At 69.1% G+C, this 17,501-nt stretch carries 17 protein-coding genes; all 17 read right to left on the reverse strand.

Annotation, left to right across the window (positions count from 1 at the left end):
• A complete protein-coding gene (folD, locus tag BLW83_RS09750; protein WP_090848013.1) occupies positions 1-897 on the reverse strand; it encodes a bifunctional methylenetetrahydrofolate dehydrogenase/methenyltetrahydrofolate cyclohydrolase FolD in 897 nt (298 codons plus the stop codon).
• A complete protein-coding gene (locus tag BLW83_RS09755) occupies positions 887-1,195 on the reverse strand; it encodes a chorismate mutase (protein WP_090848014.1) in 309 nt (102 codons plus the stop codon). Before BLW83_RS09755 ends, folD begins: the two co-directional genes overlap by 11 nt.
• A 108-nt stretch (positions 1,196-1,303) precedes the next feature.
• The gene (gene ftsH, locus BLW83_RS09760) at positions 1,304-3,202 is read right to left on the reverse strand and encodes an ATP-dependent zinc metalloprotease FtsH (protein WP_090848015.1); all 1,899 of its coding nucleotides are present in this window, start codon (positions 3,200-3,202) and stop codon (positions 1,304-1,306) included.
• Positions 3,203-3,263: 61 nt separating this feature from the next.
• On the reverse strand, positions 3,264-4,526 hold the full coding sequence (gene tilS, locus BLW83_RS09765; protein WP_245728759.1) for a tRNA lysidine(34) synthetase TilS: 1,263 nt from the start codon (positions 4,524-4,526) through the stop codon (positions 3,264-3,266).
• Positions 4,527-4,529: 3 nt separating this feature from the next.
• Positions 4,530-5,435: a tol-pal system YbgF family protein gene (locus tag BLW83_RS09770; RefSeq protein ID WP_090848016.1), complete on the reverse strand. Its 906-nt coding sequence runs from the start codon at positions 5,433-5,435 to the stop codon at positions 4,530-4,532.
• A 2-nt stretch (positions 5,436-5,437) separates the two neighbouring features.
• A complete protein-coding gene (locus BLW83_RS09775; RefSeq protein ID WP_090848017.1) occupies positions 5,438-5,947 on the reverse strand; it encodes an OmpA family protein in 510 nt (169 codons plus the stop codon).
• A gap of 11 nt (positions 5,948-5,958) precedes the next feature.
• Positions 5,959-7,341, reverse strand: a complete 1,383-nt coding sequence (gene tolB, locus BLW83_RS09780; RefSeq protein WP_425433943.1) for a Tol-Pal system beta propeller repeat protein TolB — start codon at positions 7,339-7,341, stop codon at positions 5,959-5,961.
• A gap of 68 nt (positions 7,342-7,409) precedes the next feature.
• Entirely contained in the window at positions 7,410-8,957 is a 1,548-nt protein-coding gene (gene tolA / locus BLW83_RS09785; protein WP_090848178.1) for a cell envelope integrity protein TolA, read from the reverse strand.
• Entirely contained in the window at positions 8,950-9,351 is a 402-nt protein-coding gene (locus BLW83_RS09790) for an ExbD/TolR family protein (protein ID WP_245728760.1), read from the reverse strand. The genes tolA and BLW83_RS09790 overlap by 8 nt, the downstream gene beginning before the upstream one ends.
• A gap of 44 nt (positions 9,352-9,395) precedes the next feature.
• A complete protein-coding gene (gene tolQ / locus BLW83_RS09795) occupies positions 9,396-10,088 on the reverse strand; it encodes a protein TolQ (protein ID WP_090848019.1) in 693 nt (230 codons plus the stop codon).
• A 131-nt stretch (positions 10,089-10,219) separates the two neighbouring features.
• The gene (ybgC, locus tag BLW83_RS09800) at positions 10,220-10,612 is read right to left on the reverse strand and encodes a tol-pal system-associated acyl-CoA thioesterase (RefSeq protein WP_090848020.1); all 393 of its coding nucleotides are present in this window, start codon (positions 10,610-10,612) and stop codon (positions 10,220-10,222) included.
• A gap of 80 nt (positions 10,613-10,692) precedes the next feature.
• Entirely contained in the window at positions 10,693-11,277 is a 585-nt protein-coding gene (locus tag BLW83_RS09805) for a hypothetical protein (protein ID WP_090848021.1), read from the reverse strand.
• Positions 11,278-11,350: 73 nt separating this feature from the next.
• A complete protein-coding gene (locus BLW83_RS09810) occupies positions 11,351-12,487 on the reverse strand; it encodes a Hint domain-containing protein (RefSeq protein ID WP_245728762.1) in 1,137 nt (378 codons plus the stop codon).
• A gap of 226 nt (positions 12,488-12,713) precedes the next feature.
• On the reverse strand, positions 12,714-13,343 hold the full coding sequence (locus BLW83_RS09815; protein WP_090848023.1) for a CoA transferase subunit B: 630 nt from the start codon (positions 13,341-13,343) through the stop codon (positions 12,714-12,716).
• On the reverse strand, positions 13,343-14,047 hold the full coding sequence (locus tag BLW83_RS09820) for a CoA transferase subunit A (protein ID WP_090848024.1): 705 nt from the start codon (positions 14,045-14,047) through the stop codon (positions 13,343-13,345). The genes BLW83_RS09815 and BLW83_RS09820 overlap by 1 nt, the downstream gene beginning before the upstream one ends.
• A gap of 68 nt (positions 14,048-14,115) precedes the next feature.
• Positions 14,116-14,565, reverse strand: coding sequence for an MliC family protein (locus BLW83_RS09825; RefSeq protein WP_090848025.1), 450 nt, complete (start codon positions 14,563-14,565; stop codon positions 14,116-14,118).
• Positions 14,566-14,699: 134 nt separating this feature from the next.
• A complete protein-coding gene (gene topA, locus BLW83_RS09830) occupies positions 14,700-17,339 on the reverse strand; it encodes a type I DNA topoisomerase (RefSeq protein WP_090848026.1) in 2,640 nt (879 codons plus the stop codon).
• Positions 17,340-17,501 lie beyond the last annotated feature (162 nt).

Below are 17,501 nucleotides of genomic sequence, written 5' to 3' on the forward strand. Positions count from 1 at the left end.
TCAGGGGGTCAGCCCCTGCGGATCGGGCAGCCCGTTCACCCGCGCGGTCGCGGTCAGGGTGTTGGCCAGCAGGCAGGCGATGGTCATCGGCCCGACCCCGCCCGGGACCGGGGTGATCGCGCCTGCCACGCGGCGGGCGGCGGCAAAATCCACGTCGCCGACCAGCCCGGCGTCGGTGCGGTTGATGCCCACGTCGATCACCACCGCGCCCGGCTTGATCCAGTCGCCCTGCACGAAATGCGGCCGCCCCACCGCCGCCACCACGATATCGGCGCGCCGGCACAGCGCCGGCAGGTCGCGGGTGCGGGAATGCGCCACCGTCACCGTGGCGCTGTCGGCCAGCAAAAGCTGCGCCATCGGCTTGCCGACGATGTTGCTGCGCCCGATCACCAGCGCGTCCTTGCCCGACAGCGATCCCAGCCGGTCGCGCAGCAGCATCAGGCAGCCCAGCGGCGTGCAGGGCACCATCGCCTTTTGCCCCGTCGCCAGCCGGCCGGCATTCAGCACCGTGAACCCGTCCACGTCCTTTTCCGGCGCGATGGCGTTGACGACCGCCGCTTCGTCCAGATGCGCAGGCAGCGGCAGTTGCACCAGAATTCCGTTCACCGCCCGATCCGCGTTCAGCCGCGCAATCAGCGCCAGCAGTTCGGCCTGCGAGGTCTGGGCCGGCAGGCGATGTTCATAGCTGTTCATCCCGACCTCGACCGTCGCGCGCCCCTTTGAACGCACATAGACCGCCGAGGCAGGGTCTTCGCCCACCAGCACCACCGCAAGCCCGGGCGTGACGCCGTGGTCGGTCTTGATCCGCGCCACCTGCCGGGCGATCCGCCCGCGCAGTTCCGCGGCAAAGGCTTTCCCGTCGATCAGCGTTGCCGGCCGTTCCAGTTCAACCGCCATCGTCTTCCCCCAGCGCCCGCGCTTCCTGCGCGATGAAATGATCCATCATCAGCCGCCACAGCGCCTCGGCCAGATCGGGGTCATAGCCTGCCTGCACGGCATTGCGGCGGGCGTTGGCGGCGACCTGTTCGACGCGCGAATCGATCCGGGCGGGCAGCCCGACCCCGGCCTTGATCTCGGCCGCGCGGTCAATCAGCCGCGAGCGGCGCCCCAACAGCACCGCAAGCTCGCGGTCCAGCCGGTCCATCTCGGCCCGCAGGGCGGTCATGTCGGTCAGATGCGCATAGTTGTCCGTCATGGCCTGCTGATTGCCCGGGTGGCGCGTCCGGTGCAACCCCGGATACCGTCGCACCCCAACGGAAAACCCCGGCGCAGGGGCCGGGGTCGTCGCGCAAGGGCTGAAATCTCAGGCCGTCGGCACCGGCTGCTGCGCCCCGCCCGCCGCCGGAGGCACCCTCGGCACCGCCGGGACCGAGGGGATCGCCGTCCCCGCAGGTCCGTCGTCGGAACCGCCGACGTCCTCGCCCCGGATCACCCGGCCGATTTCCTCGCCGGTCAGGGTCTCGTGTTCCAGCAGGCCCTTGGCCAGACGCTCGAATTCCTCGGATTTCTCGGTGAGGATGCGATAGGCGACCTCGTAGCCCTCGTCGATCAGGTCGCGGACCTCCTGCTCGATCAGCTCCTTGGTGGCGGCGCTGACCGAAAAACCGCCGGTGTTGCCGGAATAGCCCTGGTGCGCCTCGGCATAATCGACCGCGCCCACCTTGTCGGACATGCCCCAGCGCATCACCATGGCGCGGGCCAGCGCGCTGGCCTGCTGGATGTCGCCGGCGGGGCCGTTCGACACGCCTTCTTCGCCGTATTTGATGATCTCGGCGGCCTTGCCGGCCATGGTCATGGCGATCTTCTGCTTGGCCTCGTCCTTGTGATAGTTCAGCCGGTCCATTTCCGGCAGGCTGACCACCATCCCCAGCGCCGAGCCGCGCGGGATGATCGTAGCCTTGTAGACCGGATCGCATTTCGGCATCGACAGCCCGACGATGGCGTGGCCGGCCTCGTGATAGGCGGTCTTTTCCTTTTGCTCGGGCGTCAGCACCATGCTGCGGCGCTCGACCCCCAGCATCACCTTGTCCTTGGCGTTTTCAAAATCGTCCATGGTGACAAAGCGGCGGCCGATGCGGGCGGCCATCAGCGCGGCCTCGTTCACCAGGTTCATCAGGTCGGCACCCGAGAACCCGGGCGTGCCCCGCGCGATCAGGCGCAAATCCACGTCCGGCCCCTGCGGAACCTTGCGGGCATGAACGCCCAGGATCTTTTCGCGGCCCCTGATGTCGGGGTTCGGCACATGGATCTGGCGGTCGAAGCGGCCGGGGCGCAGCAGCGCCGGGTCCAGCACGTCCTTGCGGTTGGTGGCGGCGATGATGATGATGCCCTCGTTCGCCTCAAACCCGTCCATCTCGACCAGCAGCTGGTTCAGCGTCTGCTCGCGTTCGTCGTTACCGCCGCCGATGCCGACGCCGCGGGCGCGCCCCACCGCGTCGATCTCGTCGATAAAAACGATGCAGGGGGCGGATTTCTTGGCCTGCTCGAACATGTCGCGCACGCGGCTGGCGCCGACGCCGACGAACATTTCAACGAAATCCGAGCCCGAGATGGTGAAAAAGGGCACCCCCGCCTCGCCCGCAATCGCCCGAGCCAGCAGGGTTTTCCCGGTGCCGGGCGGGCCGACCAGCAGCGCGCCCTTGGGGATCTTGCCGCCCAGACGGCTGAATTTCTGCGGGTTGCGCAGGAATTCGACGATTTCTTCCAGCTCTTCCTTGGCCTCGTCGATACCGGCCACGTCGTCAAAGGTGACGCGGCCGTGTTTTTCGGTCAGCAGCCGCGCCTTGGACTTGCCAAAGCCCATGGCGCCGCCCTTACCGCCGCCCTGCATCCGGTTCATCATGAAGATCCACACCCCGATCAGCAGGATGAACGGCAGCCACACCCCCAGCAGCGACATAAAGCCGGACTGCTGCTGACGCTCGACCTTTACCTCGACTTTCTTGTCGATCAGCCGGTCGGCGATGTTTTCGCCCAGGGGGCGGACGGTCGAATAGCGCCGACCGTCGGTGCCGGTGATCACCACGGTCTCGCCGTCGATGGTGACGGAACCGACCTGATCGTTCTCGACCCGTTGGATGAAATCCGAATAGGGGATCTGCGTGCTGTTCATCTGCGCGCTGTTGCCGCCAAAGGCGTTGAACAACGCGAGAATCATCAGGAACAGGACCACCCAAAAGGCGATGTTGCGCGCGTTGCCCAAGGGCTTGTCCTCCGCGGGATGGAAAGTCTTGGTGTCAAAATAGGGGCTGACGGGCCGGGTATCAATGCGATCGCAGGATCTGCGCGAATTCTGCCAGCCCGCGCAGCGGGATCGCGCCGATTCCCTGAGCCTCCAGCAAAGGCATGACCGCCCGCCCGCCCACGACGATCAGGGGCGAGGACGCCAGCGCCGCCAGCGGCAGCCCCGCCCCGCGCCAGTCGCGCGCCACCACCTCGGCCTTGCCCGCCGCCGTGATTTCGGCCCCTTCGGGCACGCCCTCCAGCCGCCAGCGCCGGTCCCACAGCAACGTCTTTGGTGCATAAATATCCCGGGGTCCGGGGCAGAGCCCCGGTGCGGCCGCGCCACTGCGCGCAGCGGCGGCGGGTTCGCGCAGGAACTCGACCCCATCGTGCCGCACCCGCGCGATCACGCCGTCCAGCGTCCCCTGCCCGCCCGCCAGCAGCGTCGCGATCAGCCGCGCCGCATCCTCGCCGCGCGGCGGATAATCGGCGCCCGACACCCAGCGCAGCGCGGCCAGCACCAGCCTGCGGCGGATCTCGGGCGGGCTGCCCTGCAACGCCGCCAGCGGCAGGCGCAGCATCCCGCGGTCGGCGCTGGCCCCGGCCGCGGCCGCCACGGCGGTTTCAGCCAGCGCCGAGCGCGCATCAGCCAGATTCGCGGCCGAGCGCGCCAGCGCCGGCACCGGCAGCGCCAGCGCCGCAATCGCCTGCCGCGCCCGCACCCGCTCATACCCGGGGTCGTGATTCGAGGGATCCTCGGCCCAGGCAATCCCCTGCCCGCGCAGCCAGTCGCGCAGAGCCTCGCGCCGCAATCCCAGCAGCGGCCGCAGCCACAGCACGCCCCGCTGCATCCGCGCATCTGCCATGCCGGACAGCCCGTCCAGCCCGGCCCCGCGCGCCAGCCGCATCAGCAGCGTTTCCGCCTGATCGTCCTGCGTATGCCCCAGCGCCACCGCGCCCAGGCCGCGCGCCCCGGCCCAATCGGCCAGCAGCCGCAGCCGCGCCCGGCGGGCAGCGTCCATCAGATTGCCGGGCACATGCCCGCCATGGTCCCAGACAAGCACCTTGTGCGCGATCCCCAGCGCAGCGGCGGCGCGGCCGACGGCCTCGGCCTCGGCGGCTGATTCGGGACGCAGGCGGTGGTCGACGGTGGCGGCTTCGATGCGGATGCCGCGCGGGCCGGCCCAAGCCGCCGCCAGATACAGCAGCGCCAGCGAATCGCTGCCGCCCGACACCGCCACCCCCAGCGCCGGCAGATCGCGGGCCAACCGGTCCAGCGCCGCGGCGATCGCCAGGGCAGGCACGCCCTAAGGCTGCCCCGCCGTCGCGCAGCCGGCCGCGGCGCTGCGGCGCGCGGCCTCATCCGCTTGCGGCGTGCCCGGAAAGCGCGAGATCAGCTCGTCCAGATAGACGCAGCCCTCGGCGGCGGGACGGCCCGCGGCCGACACCCGCGACAGCCCCAGCAGCGCATCGGCGGCGCGGGGGCCGGCGGGGGCGGCGGCGAATGCCTGTAACCACGCGCCGGTCGCACCCTTGGGATCACCCGCGCTGTCCAGCGCCGCGCCTTGCAGATACAGCGCCTCGGTCGCGGCGGGGCTGCCGGCGTGGGTGGCGGCAAAACCGCCGAACAGCTCGGCGGCGCGCGGGAAATCGCCCGCGTCCAGCGCCGCGCGGGCGCGGTCCAGATCGGCCTGTTCCTGCCCCGTCAGCGCCCCCGGCGCCCCCCCGGCCGACGCCGGGCCCGATGGCGCCGCATCAAAGGCCGACCCCATCAGCGCCGCGCCCCCCCCGTCCAGATCGCCCAGCTGCGATGTGGTCAGCGCGCCCAGATCGCAGCCGTCCTCCATCTCGCACAGGCGAAATTCGATGTCGCCGATCCGGTTCGAGCCGTCGCGCACGATGCGGTCGATACGGTGGCGCAGGCGTTCGGTGTCGCCGGTCAGGCGGGTGATCTCGCGTTCCATCGCGTTCATGCGGTCGATGGCGCTGTCGCCACCGGCGGCGCGGAAACCCTCGGCCCCCGAAGCGGTCAGCTCGACCCGCAGCGCCCGCAGCTCGGCACCGACCGCGCGCAGATCGGCGCGCAGATCGGCCAGCGTGCGCGAGGAACCCTCGCCCACGACCGCCGGGGTCTCGGGTGCGCCCTGCTGCGCCAGCGCCGCGCCCGAGGCACCGGCCAGCGCCAGCACCGCGCCGAACATCAGCCGCCGCATCGTCAGACGCCCGCGCCCGGCGCGACCACCGTGACGGCGCGGCGGTTGCGCACCTGGCAGTCGGGGGTGGAACAGACCTCGACCGGGCGTTCCTTGCCGTAAGAGCTGGTGCGGATGCGGCCCGGTTCCAGCCCTTGCAGGATCAGGTATTCCTGCACCGCGCTGGCCCGCCGCGCCCCCAGCGCAAGGTTGTATTCGCGCGTGCCCTGTTCGTCCGAATGCCCCTGGATCACCGTCGAGAAACTGCCGTGCTGTTTCAGCCACGCCGCCTGCCGCACCAGCGTCGCCCGCGCCGTTGCGTCCAGCGTCGCGTCGTTTTCGGGAAACAGCACCGTGTCGCCGGCAACGCGGCGGAATTCCTCGGCCGAACCGCCGGGCAGGGTGCCGGGCGGAACCGCGCCGGTATAGCGCCCGCCCGCATAGGGATCGACGGCAGTGGGGGGCGGCGGCGCGGCGCAGGCCGCCAGCCCCGCAAGCATGACCGCGGCCGCAGCGATGCGATACAGGTTCATCGGCAGACTCCTCATGGCAAAAGCGGGCCCCAGTCGGGATCGGACGCGGCGCCCTCGATGTCCAGAGGGCGCATGTTGCGGCCGGTCACATCGACGGAATGCAGGCGCGAGACACCGTCCCCGCCCGGCGTCATGCGGGTGAACATCACGACGCGGCCATTGGGTGCCCAGGTCGGACCCTCGTCAAGGAACGATTCCGTCAGCAGTTTTTCCTCGGTCCCGTCGGGGCGCATCACCCCGATGTGGAACCTGTCGCCGTCGCGGCGGGTAAAGGCGATCAGGTCGCCCTTGGGCGACCACGCGGGGGTGCCGTAGCTGCCCTCGCCAAAGCTCAGTCTTGTGGGTTCGGCTGAACCATCCGCGGGCATCACATAGATCTGCTGGCTGCCCGACTGGTCGCTTTCAAACACGATGCGGCGGCCGTCGGGGGAATAGCTGGGCGAGGTCTCGATCGCTTGGGTCTCGGTCAGCGCCCGCTCGGCCCCGGTCGCCACGTCCATCTGCCAGATGTCGGTATTGCCGCCCTGTTCGCGCGAATAGACCACCCAGCGCCCGTCGGGGGAAAACCGCGGCGCAAAGCTCATGGTGCCGGCGTCCTGCTTGAGCGGCCATGCCGACAGCGTGGCCACGTCCATCAGCATCACCTGCGGCAACCCGTTGGCAAAGCTGGTATAAAGCAGCTGCGAGCCGTCGGGCGAAAACCGGGGCGAGACCACCAGTGCGCTGTCGTCGGTCACCCACAGCGGGTTGGCGCCGTCGTAATCCATGATCCCGATTCGCTTGAGCCGCGCGTCCTTGGGACCGGTTTCCGACACGAACACCACGCGGCTGTCGAAATAGGGCGATTCGCCGGTGATCCGCGCATAGACCTGATCGGCCACCTTGTGCGCCACCCGGCGCCAGCCCGCTTCATCGGCGTCGAACTGCATCCCGTCGCCCAGCGGCTGGCCGGAAAACACGTCGTAAAGCCGGAATTTCGCGGTGATCCGCCCGTTCTGCGCCGAAACCGCGCCGACGATCAGCGCCTCGGCGTTGATCGCGCGCCAGTCGGGATAGGCGACGGCGGCGTCGAACCCCTGCGGCTGCGCGACATGGGCGCTGGCGGGAATCGCGCGAAACAGGTCGGTGCCGGTCAGGTCTGCGGTGACGACCTCTTGAATGCGGGCGGCCAGATCGCCCGCCCCGCCCTCGTCAAAGAACGGCGCCACCGCGATCGGCATCGCCTCGACCTGCCCGCCGGTGATCTCGATGCGCAGGGGGCCGTCTGATTCCTCTTGCGCCATGTTGGTCAGGTCCGATGCGGTCAGCCCTTGCGCCGTTGCGGCCGCAGGCAACGCCGCAAGCAGCAGCGCCGCGGCAAGCAGCGGCGGGCGAAAGGGGGCGGTTCGGGTCAAGGCAAGTCTGGCGAGGAATGACATGAGGGAAAACCTAGACTGATTGGCGCATGAAGACCATGCGCGGCCTAACGTATCGCGGCGCCGCCCTGCGGGCGGAAATCGACGATGGTATCGCGCCAGCGCGCGTATTTTTCGGCGGGCAGGTCATAGCCCTGCGCCTGCATCGCGCAACGCAGGATGGCGCGGCGGGCGGCCTCGAACGCCTGCGCGGCGGCGGCCTCGGACCCGCCCTGCGAATCGACCAGCCGCACCGAATCGGGTTCGGGCATCCCGTCCGGGGTCATGGAAAACTGCACCGAGACCGAGGTCCGCTGCGCCTCGCGCGACAGTGATCCGATGTTCCAGCACGCCTCGATCCGCAGCCGCAGCCCGTCCTTTTCGCCCTGGCTCAGCGGAGGCCCCGTCGCCGCGCGCCCCCCGCCCCCGTCCGAGCCGGCACCCTCGGGCAGGTCCAGCGCCTCGGACAGGGCGGCCATCAGCGGGTCGGGGTCGTCGGGGGCCTGGCGCGCGGCCTCGGCCTGCTCGCGCGCTTGCGCCTCGGCGCGGGCGCGGGCGGCTTCTTCCTCGGCTTGCGCAAGGGCGCGGGCGGCCTCGGCGGCGGCGGCTTCTTCCTCGGCGCGGCGGCGGGCGGCCTCGGCCTGTCGCTGTTCCTCGGCAAGCTGTTCTTGCAGCCGGCGCTGTTCCTCGGCGGCGCGCTGTTCGGCAAGCCGCTGTTCTTCGGCGGCACGCGCGGCCTCGGCTTGGGCTTCGGCTTCGGCTTCGGCCTGACGGCGGGCGTCTTGCTGGCGCGCGGCCTCAAGCGCGGCGCGGGCCTCGGCCTCGGCACGGTCTGCGGCCTCTGCGGCGGCTTGGGCAGCGGCGCGTTCGGCCAGTTCGCGGGCGGCGGCCTCGGCGGCGCGCGCGGCTTCGGCTTGCCGGGCAGCCTCGGCCGCTTCGGCCTGGCGCTGCGCCTCGGCGGCGGCTTCGGCCTGCGCGATCCGCTCGGCCCGGCGCTGGCGGGCGGTGGTGGCATCCAGCGGCGTGGCGGATGTGGTCAGCAGCGGCGGCGCGGGCGGGGCATCGGGCGGCGGTGCCTCGGCCCCCGGTGCTTGCAGCGAGGGCGCGGTGGCGCTGCGCTGCGGGTCGGGCAGCACATCGGGCGGGGCGTCGGGCAGCGCCTGCGCATCCGCGGGCGTCGAGGGCTGCTGCGGCGCGGGCGCCACCGTGGCCACCGTCACCGGCACCTGCGGGGTTTGCAGGTCGGACAGGTTCGGCGCGGCCTCGCCGGCAAATTCGGGCGCGGGCAGGGCCAGCGGGTCCGCATCGGGCGCGGGCGGTGCCATCGCGGTCGGGCCGCCCGCGATCACCTGATCCGAGGGCGGGCGCGGCTGCGCAGGCGTGGCCGCGGCCTCGTCGCCCACCGGCCCGGCCCCGCGCGAGGCCGCGGCCATCGCCTCGAAATCGCTGGCCGACATGGTTTCCACCGGCGCCATGCGCATCGTCGGCGCCGTGGGCGCGCGAAACAGCGCGCCGCCCAGCCCCACCCACAGGATCAGCGCCCCGTGAATCGCGGCCGAGACCCACAGGCCGATCCGACGCTCGCGCGTCTCGAGCGGGGGAAAGGGATCAGCCATCCATCCGCGGGCCACCGGCGTCGGTGACCAGAACGATGTCGTGGAAACCGGCGGCATTCAGCGCGCCCATCACCTCCATCACGCGGGCATAGGTGACGGCACCATCAGCGCGCAGATAGATGCGGCTGGACCGGCGTTCGGCGGCAACGGCGCGCAGGCGGGGGACCAGTTCACCCGCCGGAACCTCGGTCGTCATCAGCACCAGCGGGCCTTGGGCGGGCAGCGAGATGGTCAGCGGTTCCTCGGGTTCGGCGCGCACGGCCTCGGCCGCGGTGCGGGGCAATTCCAGCGGCACGCCGACCGTCAGCAGCGGCGCGGCCACCATGAAGATGATCAGCAGCACCAGCATCACATCGACAAAGGGCGTGACGTTGATGTCCGCCATCGGCGCCATGCGGCGGTGGCGGCGCCGTCCGCGTCGAGAAGCCCCGCCCGCCATCACTCGGCCTCGATCTGGCGCGACAGGATGGTGGTGAATTCGTCGGCGAATGCCTCGTGCCCGCTGCTGATCCGGTCGGCGTCGGTGGCCAGCTTGTTATACATGATCACCGCCGGGATCGCGGCCAGCAGGCCAAGGGCGGTCGCGACCAGCGCCTCGGCGATGCCGGGGGCCACGACGGCAAGGCTGGTGTTCTGCGACAGCGCGATGCCCTCGAACGCGGTCTTGATGCCCCAGACGGTGCCGAACAGCCCGATAAAGGGCGCGGTCGCGCCGACCGAGGCCAGGAACGGCAACCCCCGCGTCAGCCGGTCGCTTTCGCGCCCGATCGCCACGTTCATCGCCCGTTCCACCCGCGACAGCACGCCGGGGATCAGCCCGCCGTCTTCGGTCTGCGAGCGGCGCCATTCGGTCATGCCGGCGGAAAAGATCCGCGCCGCCGCGCCTGCGGGCCGCCCGTTCATCCGGTCGAACACGTCGTCCAGCGGATCGCCCGACCAGAAGCGGCGGTCAAAGGCGCCGGAATCGCGCCGCGCCGCGGTCTGCACCATCAGTTTCTGCACGATCAGCGCCCAGGACCAGACCGAGGCCAGCACCAGCAGGACCATCACGATCTTGACGGTGATCGAGGCGCGCAGGAACAGCGCGATCAACGAAAAGTCGGCCGGGGCGCCGATTGCGAGATTTTCCATCGGATTTGCCTGTCCTTGCGCTGGTCGCGCCTCGTGCTTGTCTGCGGTCGGGCGCGTTTGGCATCAAACTAGCAGCAAAGGCCAGTCGCGGCGACAACAAGATTCTGTGCGCCGCATGTGTATGGGCCGGGTCAGCGGGACAGCGCCGCCAGCACATCCGGCGGCAGGCGCTGCGGGCGCATGGCGGCCAGATCGACGCAGACCACGGTGACCAGCGCGCGAAACAGGGGCGTGCCGTCGCGTTCCACCACCTGCGCCACGGTAATGCGCGGGCCGGTCGCGCGGTCGAGCGTGGTGACCACCTCGAGCGCGTCGTCGAAACGGGCGGGGCGCAGGTAATCGGCCTCGACCCGGCGGACGACAAAGGCGAGGCCTCGGTCCAGCAGCGCGGTCTGGTCCACCCCTGCTGACCGCAGCCATTCGCTGCGGCCGCGCTCGATGAATTTCAGATAATTGGCGTAATAGACGACCTGGCCGAGGTCGGTGTCCTCATAATAGACGCGGACGGGAAAGCGGTGGGTCAAGGCTGGCTCCTGTAGAATGGGGGCGCTGCCCCCGCCGCCTGCGGCGGCTCCCCCGGGATATTTGCGTGATGAAGAAAGCATCAGAGCCGGGCGGCAAGGCGCAGGGCGTGGCTGGGGTCGCGGGCGCAGGCGGGCAGCAGCGGGTCGTAGGCGGCGCGGATCAGTGCCGCCAGCGGCGCCGAGGGCGTGACCGGTCGCGCCCAGCTGAGCAGCGCGTTGACCGCGACCGATTCGGCCAGCTGCGCCGGATGCGCCTGCGCCAGCGCACCGCCCAGCCGCAGGAAGGTCAGGCAGGCCCTTATCGCGCCGGCACCGTCAAAGCGCAGCAACTGGTAGCGCTCGGCGTTTTCCGCCATGAGGCGGCCGGGAAGGTCCGGGATGCCGGTCAAGCGGTCGAGATCGGGGATGCCGTCCAGTTCCGCCCAGTCGCGGACCGCAAAGATCATCAGGTTCGCCCCGGTTTCCGGGTCGGTGTCGGTCAGCGGCTGGCCAGCATGGGCAAAAGGCGCGATCAGCGCCGCCCGGAATACCGACAGCGTGGCATCGTCCAGCCCGAACACCACCGGCGCGACCGGCCGCCCCCAGCGGGCGCAGAGAAAGCCGCCGTCCGCCCCGGTGAACAAGGCGGCGATGGCGTCGGGGTCGGGGCGGGCAGGCTGGGTCATCGCCCGTAACTAGCCGGCGCCGGCTGCGGGATAAAGGGCCGGGTGCAGGCTGCGCTGCACCCAGCCCCGCGGCTCAGTGCATCGCCACCAGAGGCCGGGCGTGCATGGCGTGGCGCGCCGCCAGCTTGCGTCCCTGCCGGCCCGAGACCAGTTCGCGCGCTGCCACCGGGGGCTGATCCCCCTCGCGCAGCTGCGGGAAGATCGCGAACAGCTCGTCCCGCGCAGCAATGCCCAGCGATTTCAGCGCCTGCGGGCCGGGATACAGCGATTCCGACGGGGCGCCGTTGGCGGTGACGATTTCATGCCGGTCAAAGGCGAAATGCACGTATTCGACCGAATCGAGCCGGGCGATTTCCACCCCTTGGAGTTCGAGCAGCTGCTTGGCGGCCACCAGCACCTCGGCCGCGCCGAACATCCGTTGCGCGATGCCCGACCGCACGAGGATACGGTGCTGGGGCGAGACCAGAAGGTCGGCGGCGGGCATCCCCTGCCCCAGCGCGCCCTTGCGGATGCGGATCGGGCACAGGCGCGGCTGTGCCGCCAGTTCCGACGCCAGCCGCCGCGAGGCGATCCAGCGGACCGGCTGCAAGCCGCGGTCGAGCGTATGCACCAGATCGCCGATGCGCAGCGTTTCAACCGGCCGCGGCCCGTCCGCGCAGTCGATCAGCGTGCCGCGGGTGAAGCAGATGATATCGGTTTCAAAGATTTCGGGGTTGAAGCCGATAGTGGCGACGGTTGTCAAGCTGGGAAACGGCTTTACCGAGATCACCTCGACCTTGGAAATCCGGGTGATGTCGTTCCAGTCGTTTACGGTGTCGGCCGCCGGGCGGAAAAACAGATCGCCGTTGCTCATCTGGATCAGGACGCCGGTCTTTTCGACCACGCTCGGGTTGCCTTCGTCATCGTGCACCGTGATGGCAAAGCGCGCGTCAAGAAATGCGGTGATGCGAAGATTGCTCTGCGCGCTGCCGCTGGTCGGTGAGGTATAGGAGAACCGGCTTGTAAGAGACTGATAGGACGTATTGAAATGGCGGCTTGACCCGCTGCCGTAATAATTCCCGTCAAGCGAAACCGGCGCGATTTCATCCCTGCCCTCGGCGGTCCAGCCCAGGATGGCATTGGCCTGCTGCTGGTTGATGTTGTTGTTCGGCGTCGGATCGAGTTGCGAGGCGTTCCCGATCCACATCAGATTCACATTCGTGTTGGGCAAGGCGCGCTCCTTTTTGTGGTCGTGACGGATGCGCCTTGGCGGCGCGGGCGGTCGGGGGCAGCCCCTCGAATATGCATCGTATTTTACCTAACCACTTGCAATACAGTTATCAAAATAAAAAATACAACTATTGCATGTGCGCTGGATTTCGCGCCAACGCTGCTGCCTGAACACGAAAAAAGGCGCCGCGAAAACCGCGGCGCCTTGTAAAGTCCGTAGACCCGGATCAGTCGACGATGGTGGCCTCGGTCGCGGCGCGCAGTTCGGCCTCGGTCACGCCGTCGGCGATCTCGACGATCTTCAACCCGCCCGGCACCACGTCCAGCACGCCCAGATTGGTGATGATGCGGTCTACCACCGCCTTGCCGGTCAGCGGCAGGGTGCATTCGCGCAGCACCTTGGATTCGCCGGCCTTGTTGGTGTGGTCCATCACCACCACCACCCGGCCGACGCCGGCGACCAGATCCATGGCGCCGCCCATGCCCTTGACCAGCTTGCCGGGGATCATCCAGTTCGCCAGATCGCCGTTCTCGGCGACCTCCATCGCGCCCAGGATCGCCATGGCGATCTTGCCGCCGCGGATCATCGCGAAACTGGTGGCGCTGTCGAAATAGGCGGAATGGGGCAGTTCGGTGATGGTCTGCTTGCCGGCGTTGATCAGGTCGGGGTCTTCCTCGCCCTCATAGGGGAAAGGGCCCATGCCGAGCATCCCGTTTTCGGATTGCAGCGTGACGTGGACGCCCTCGGGGATGTAGTTCGACACCAGCGTCGGGATGCCGATGCCAAGGTTCACATACCAGCCGTCCTGCAATTCCTGCGCGGCGCGGGCGGCCATCTGGTTACGATCCCATGCCATCACGCGGTCTCCCTTTGCCGGACGGTGCGCTGCTCGATACGCTTTTCGTGTTCGCCCTGCACGATGCGGTGGACATAGATGCCGGGCAGGTGGATGCAGTCGGGGTCGAGGCTGCCGGCGGGGACGATTTCCTCGACCTCGGCCACGCAGACGCGGCCGCAGGTGGCGGCGGGCACGTTGAAGTTGCGGGCGGTCTTGCGAAACACCAGGTTGCCGGTCTCGTCGGCCTTCCATGCCTTGACGATGGCCAGATCGGTCACGATGCCGCGTTCAAGGATATAGGTTTCCCCGTCGAAATCCTTGTGCTCTTTCCCCTCGGCGATCACCGTGCCGACGCCGGTTTTCGTGTAGAAACCGGGGATGCCGGCGCCGCCGGCGCGCATCCGTTCGGCCAGCGTGCCCTGGGGGTTGAACTCCAGCTCAAGCTCGCCGCTCAGATACTGGCGCATGAACTCGGCGTTTTCGCCGACATAGGAGGACTGCATCTTGCGGATCTGCTTGCTGTCCAGCAGCACGCCCAGCCCGAACCCGTCCACCCCGCAGTTGTTCGAGGCGATGGTCAGATCCTTGACGCCCGACTTGTGAATCGCGGCGATCAGCAGCTCCGGAATGCCGCTGAGGCCAAACCCCCCGGCGGCGATCGTGATCCCGTCCTTGAGCAGACCGTCAAGCGCGGCGTCCGCGGTTTCATATACCTTGCGCATGGCTCCCCCGTGCATCCGTTCCCTGCCGGTTCTGCACGGGGTCGTTGCGACTGTCAACGAAGCGGGGGTCAGCCTGCCACGTTACAGCCGCTGCGCAGCGGGGTTTCGGCGTCGCCGTCCAGCGCCACCAGATCGGCGGAATCGCCCTTGGTCCACAGCTGGAACCCGCCGTCCGCCGACAGGTAGCGCGCCCCCGAGGCCGACACCGCGACCTGCATCGGGATCATCCGGTCATCACCCTGCACAATGGCATAGGAATTGCCCGAGGCGGTGTTGATGAACACCACCTGCAACGAGGCATCGCCGTCGCAGGCATAGCTGATGTCGTCCACGCTGTCCTGATCCATGGTTTCGGGCCTGGGCGCCGGCTCGGACATCGGGGGGACCGCCGGTTTCGCGGCGGGGACCGCGGACTGGACGGGCGCCGCGTCAGGGGGCGCGGGCGCTTGTGCCGGGGTTTGCGCCAGCACGGGGGCGGCAAGCAGCAGCGTGGCGGAAAGGACGGTGACAAGACGCATGGCGGATCCCCTGATGGTGCCTGGCTTTCGGGCTATGGCGGGCGCGCGCCGCAGGCAAGCCGCGGGCGCGTCACCGCCAGCCACAACTGCGCGAGCGGGGCAAGAGTTTCAGCCCGATCCCGGCCGGCTCGGGATCAGCCCTCGGCCGGCGCGTCCTTGGCTGCCGTTTCCGAGGCGGGTTTCTTGGCCGCCGCCTTTTTCGCGGCGGGCTTTTTCGCGGCGGTTTTCTTGGCGGCCGGTTTTTTCGCCGGTGCCTTTTTCGCTGGCGCCTTTTTGGCCGCAGCGGTCTTTGCCGGGGCCTTGCGGGTGGTCTTGCCGCCCTTGGCCTGTTTGGCGGCGATCAGTTCCAGCGCGCGTTCCATCGTCACGGCCTCGGGGGCCAGATCGCGCGGCAGGGTCGCGTTCACCTTGCCCCATTTGACATAGGGGCCGAACCGCCCGTTCAGCACCTGCACGGCGCCGCCCTCGGGGTGTTCGCCCAGTTCGGCCAGCGGCGCGGCGGCTGCCGCCCGCCCGCGCTGGGGTTTCGAGGCCAGCACCTCGACCGCGCGGTTCATGCCGATGGTGAACACCTCGTCCACCTCGGGCAGATTGGCGTATTTCGGCCCGTGCTTGACATAGGGGCCATAGCGCCCGATGCCCGCCTGGACCGGCTCGCCGTCCTCGGGGTGGGGGCCGATCTCGCGGGGCAGATCCAGCAGCATCAGCGCCTTTTCCAGATCCACCGCGGCGGGTTCCCACCCCTTGGGGATCGAGGCCCGAGGCGGTTTCGGCGCGTCAGCCGTGGCCTCGCCGCGCTGGACATAGGGGCCGAAACGGCCGTTGCGCAGGCTGATTTCCAGCCCCTGCGCGTCCTGCCCCAGCACGGTATCGCCCATCGCCTCGCCCTCGGGGCCGGACAGCGGGCGGGTATAGCGACATTCGGGATAGTTATTGCAGCCGATGAAGGCCCCGCCCGAACGCGCGGTCTTGAGGTTCAGCCGCCCTGCCCCGCACAGCGGGCACAGCCGCGGATCGCCGCCATCGGCGCGTGCGGGGTAAAGATGCGGGGCCAGCGCGTCATCAATCGCGGTCAGTACCTCGGAAATCCGCAGCTCGCTGGTGTCGGCCAGCGCGGCGGCGAAATCGCGCCAGAACCGCCGCAGCACCTCGCGATATTCGCGCGAGCCGGAAGAGATGTCGTCCAACTCGCCCTCAAGATCGGCGGTGAAATCATAGCTGACGTAGCGCGGGAAATATTTCACCAGAAACGCGGTGACCAGCCGGCCCTTGTCCTCGGGGAACAGGCGGTTCTTGTCCTTGCGGACATATTCGCGGTCCTGAATCGTGGTCACAATGCTGGCATAGGTCGAGGGGCGGCCGATCCCCAGCTCTTCCATGCGCTTGACCAGCGTGGCCTCGGTATAGCGCGGGGGCGGCTGGGTGAAATGCTGTTCCGGCGTCACGCCGCGCTTGGAGGCCACCTCGCCCTGCTCGATCGCGGGCAGGCGGGCGCTGTCTTCGCCCTCGTCGTCGTCGGTGCCCTGATCGTAAACCCGCAGGAAGCCGTCGAACAGCATCACCTGCCCGGTGGCGCGCAGGCCGACCTGAGCGTCGGCGCTGCCGATCTCGACGGTGGTGCGCTCCATCCGCGCGGCCTCCATCTGGCTGGCAAGGGTGCGCTTCCAGATCAGATCGTAAAGCTTGCGCTGTTCGGGTTCGATATTCAGCCGGTCGGGCGACAGCATCATGTCGGTGGGGCGGATACATTCATGCGCTTCTTGCGCGTTCTTGGCCTTGTTCTTGTACATCCGCGGCGATTTGGGGACGTAATCGGCGCCGAACCGCGCCTTGATCGCGTCGCGCGCGGCCATCACCGCCTCGGGGGCCATGTCGATGCCGTCGGTCCGCATATAGGTGATATAGCCCGCCTCATACAGCCGCTGCGCCGCCGACATGCAGGCCCGCGCGCCCAGTCCCAGCTTGCGGCTGGCCTCTTGTTGCAGGGTCGAGGTCATAAACGGCGGCCACGGGTTGCGGCTGGCGGGTTTCGAGGCGACCGAGGTCACCGCCAGATCGCGACTTTCCACCGCCGAGACGGCCAGATGCGCGGCCTCTTCGTTCGCCAGATCGTAGCGTTCCAGCTTTTTCCCGGCATAGGACACCAGCTGCGCGCGATATTCCTGCCCGCGCGGCGTCGCCAGCACGGCATGGACGGACCAGTATTCGCGGGCGCGGAACGCCTCGATCTCCATCTCGCGGTCGACGATGACGCGCAGAGCGACCGACTGGACGCGGCCGGCGGATTTCGCGCCGGGCAGCTTGCGCCACAGCACCGGCGACAGGTTGAAGCCGACCAGATAATCCAGCGCCCGGCGCGCCAGATAGGCGTCGACCAGCGGCTGGTCGATCTCGCGCGGGTTGGCCATCGCCTCGGTCACCGCGGCCTTGGTGATCGCGTTGAAGGTGACGCGGCTGACCTGCGCGCCCTTTTTCAGGGCGGGGGCCAGCGCCTCGCGCAGATGCCAGGAAATCGCCTCGCCCTCGCGGTCGGGGTCGGTGGCGAGGATCAGGTTCGGGTCGGCCGCCAGCGCGTCCTTGATCGCCTTGACGTGTTTTTTCGAATCCGCCGCGATTTCCCATTTCATCGCGAAATCGGCGTCCGTATCGACCGAGCCGTCCTTGGGCGGCAGGTCGCGGACATGGCCGAAAGAGGCCAGGACCGTATAGTCGTCGCCAAGATATTTGTTGATCGTCTTGGCCTTGGCGGGGGATTCGACGACGACGACTGGCATGGGTGGACCTTTCGGACGATTCGGGCCGCGAACATGGGCAGGCTGGGCCGGGCTGTCAACGTGCCAGCCAGCCGCGGCGCCCGGGGATCGAGGCCGCAACGGGGGCTTTCCGCCCCCGGACCCCCGAGGATATTTGCGCAAGGAAGAAGTTGCCGCCGCCGC

The organism is Paracoccus alkenifer (genome assembly GCF_900108405.1).
GTDB lineage: Bacteria > Pseudomonadota > Alphaproteobacteria > Rhodobacterales > Rhodobacteraceae > Paracoccus > Paracoccus alkenifer.